The sequence below is a fragment of the Sphingomonas pituitosa NBRC 102491 genome (assembly GCF_001598435.1).
In the GTDB taxonomy this organism is placed as follows: Bacteria; Pseudomonadota; Alphaproteobacteria; order Sphingomonadales; family Sphingomonadaceae; genus Sphingomonas; species Sphingomonas pituitosa.
Genome location: NZ_BCYY01000058.1, coordinates 1 through 2,807, shown reverse-complemented (window position 1 = coordinate 2,807; position 2,807 = coordinate 1). Strand labels below are relative to the sequence as shown.

Annotated in this window: 3 protein-coding genes; 2 read left to right on the top strand and 1 reads right to left on the bottom strand. The window is 66.4% G+C overall.

Features of this window, described 5'->3' with window-relative positions:
• Nucleotides 1-42 precede the first annotated feature (42 nt).
• On the bottom strand, nt 43-786 hold the full coding sequence (locus SPI01S_RS21510) for a FadR/GntR family transcriptional regulator (RefSeq protein ID WP_066727403.1): 744 nt from the start codon (nt 784-786) through the stop codon (nt 43-45).
• Nucleotides 787-977: 191 nt separating this feature from the next.
• Here SPI01S_RS21510 and SPI01S_RS21505 point away from each other — a divergent pair, with 191 nt between their 5' ends.
• Nucleotides 978-2,597: a sodium/sugar symporter gene (locus SPI01S_RS21505; protein ID WP_066727398.1), complete on the top strand. Its 1,620-nt coding sequence runs from the start codon at nt 978-980 to the stop codon at nt 2,595-2,597.
• On the top strand, nt 2,588-2,807 hold a 220-nt coding region (locus SPI01S_RS21500; protein ID WP_174539150.1), incomplete at its 3' end, for a 2-dehydro-3-deoxygalactonokinase. The genes SPI01S_RS21505 and SPI01S_RS21500, both read left to right, overlap by 10 nt.

The window sequence follows — 2,807 nt, the reverse complement described above, 5'->3', positions numbered from 1 at the left end:
ACGCGCGTTAAACTCTCTTTGGGGGGAGGCAACACGCTCTCTCTACACCGCCGCTTCCGCGCCCGTTGACGTTTCGATCAGCTCGACCACGTCGCCGATCAGCGTCCGCATCGCGGTGCGGGCGGTGGCGGCATCCTTGGCGGCGATCGCGTCGCGCACCGCGGCATGGTCGGCGACGCTCGCGCTGCGGCCCTTGATCCGGTTGGTAAAGCGGATCGAGGTGCGCAGCGCGGTTGCCACCATGTCGCGGAACTGGGCGTAGAAGGGATTGCCCGAGGCGCGCAGCACCGCGACGTGGAAGGCGATGTCGGCATCCAGCGTGTCGTCCAGCCCGCGCTCGGCCGCTTCCATCCGCGCGAGCCCGGCGGAGATCCGCTGCAGGTCCTCGGCTGTGGCGAACTGCGCCGCCAGCGCCGCCGCCTCGGGCTCGATCGCGATGCGCAGCTGGCTGAACTGGCGCAGCAGGTCGACCGAGAATTGCCGCTCGAGCAGCCAGCGCAGCACATCGGTGTCGAACAGGTTCCACGACGAGGCCGGCTGCACCAGCGTGCCCTGGCGCGGCCGCGCGCTCAGCAGTCCCTTGGCGGTGAGCATCTTCACCGCTTCGCGCGTCACCGATCGGCTGACGCCGTGCTGCTTGGCCAGCTCCGCCTCGGTGGGGAAGGCTTCGGTCTCGTAGCGGCCGGTGACGATCGCCCGGCCCAGCGCGTCGAGCATCCCGTAGGTGAGATTGCGGCCGAGCCCTGAGCGGATCTCCTCGGCAGCATGGGGAAGAGCGGTGGACATGCTCGCGATTGCTTTCCTGTTCTTGCCTGTGCGATGCTGCGCACCATCGAATGTTTCGGCATCGTACTCCAGCGGCGCTGCTGGACAACCCCGATAAATAAGATAAATGAACAGCTGACCGTCGTTTTCAGGCGGGAAGGGGGCAAGATGCGCGGGCCGTGCCGCTCGCGCCGGGGCCGGCAGGAGTGGGCATGAGTCTATCCAACATCGATCTGGTCGTGGTGATCGTCTATGCGATCGGCATCTTCGGCCTCGCGCAATGGGTGAGCCGCGACAAGGCGGGCGCCACCAAGGATTCGAGCGACTATTTCCTCGCCTCGAAGAACCTGCCCTGGTGGGCGATCGGCGCCTCGCTGATCGCGGCCAATATCTCCGCCGAACAGATCGTCGGCATGTCCGGGTCGGGCTATGCGATCGGCCTGGCGATTGCCTCCTATGAGTGGATGGCGGCGCTGACGCTGCTGATCGTCGGCAAGTTCTTCCTGCCGATCTTCCTGCGCAACGAAATCTACACGATGCCGCAGTTCCTCGAGCAGCGCTTCGGGCCGACGATCCGCACCGTGATGGCCGTCTTCTGGCTGATCCTCTACGTGTTCGTGAACCTCACCTCGATCATCTGGCTCGGCTCGATCGCGGTCACCCAGGTCGCGGGCGTCAACCAGGACGTGGCGCTGATCGGGCTGGGTGCGTTCGCCTTGCTCTACCAGCTGCGCGGCGGCCTGAAGGCGGTGGCGCTGACCGACATCGTCCAGGTGACGCTGCTGGTGCTGGGCGGCCTTGTCGTCGCCTACCTCACGCTGACCAAGATCGGCGGCGACGGCGGCGTGATCGGCGGCTTCCAGGAGCTGACGCGGCGGGTGCCCGATCATTTCGACATGATCCTTTCGCCCGACAATCCGCACTACAAGGATCTGCCGGGCATCGCCGTGCTGGTCGGCGGCATGTGGATCGCCAATCTCAGCTATTGGGGCTTCAACCAGTATATCATCCAGCGTGCCCTGGCGGCGAAGAGCCTCGCCGAGGCGCAGCGCGGCGTGGTGTTCGCGGGCTTCCTCAAGCTGCTGATGCCCGTTGTCATCGTGCTGCCGGGCATCGCCGCGGTGGTGCTGGCGCCGAACCTCGCCAAGCCGGACCAGGCCTATCCGACGATGATGGCGCTGCTGCCCACCGGGCTGCTCGGCCTCGTCTTCGCGGCGCTGATCGCGGCGATCATCGCCTCGACCGCCTCCAAGATCAATTCGATCGCGACGATCTTCACGCTCGATATCTACGCCAAGCTGAAGGGCGTGCAGGCGCGCGCCGACGAGGGTGCTGACAAGGCCGCCTACGAAACGCATCTGGTGCGCGTCGGCCGGATCGCAGCGGTGGTCTCCATCATCATTGCGATGTTCACCGCGCGGCCGCTGCTCGGCAGCCTCGACCAGGCATTCCAGTATATCCAGGAATTCTCCGGCTTCGTGACGCCGGGGATCACCGTCATCTTCCTGCTCGGCCTGTTCTGGCCGCGCGCGACCGAGGTGGGGGCGCTGGTCGGCGCCGTCGCATCGGTGGTGCTCAGCTTCGTCTTCTGGTTCCCGGCCAAGTGGGGCGGGATCGAGGCGCTGAACGCGGTGCCGTTCATCAACCGCATGGGAATCGTGTTCCTCGCCTCGCTGGCGCTGGCGGTGATCGTCTCGCTCGCCCGGCCCGCGGCAGGGGGCAGCAACCGCATCCGCATGGAAGGCGTGCGCTTCCACACCACCACCGGCTTCAACATCGCTGCCGTGGTGATCATTCTGATCCTCATCGGGCTGTACGCGACATGGTGGTAAGCTTTTCCGGGCCCTTCCTTGGCGTAGACTGGGGCACGACCAACCGTCGCGTCTTCCTTGTCGAGAACGGCGCGGTCTCCCACACCGAGCGCGACGACAAGGGCGTCACCTCCGTCACCGACTTCGCCGCCGAGGCCGCCGGCATCCGCGCGCGGCACGGCGACCTGCCGCTGCTGATGGCGGGCATGGTCGGCGCCAATATCGGCTGGG

Excerpts from the sequence above, each read along its gene's own strand:
- SPI01S_RS21510 (WP_066727403.1), bottom strand. The coding sequence starts at position 786 with ATGTCCACCGCTCTTCCCCATGCTGCCGAGGAGATCCGCTCAGGGCTC.
- SPI01S_RS21505 (WP_066727398.1), top strand. The coding sequence starts at position 978 with ATGAGTCTATCCAACATCGATCTGGTCGTGGTGATCGTCTATGCGATC.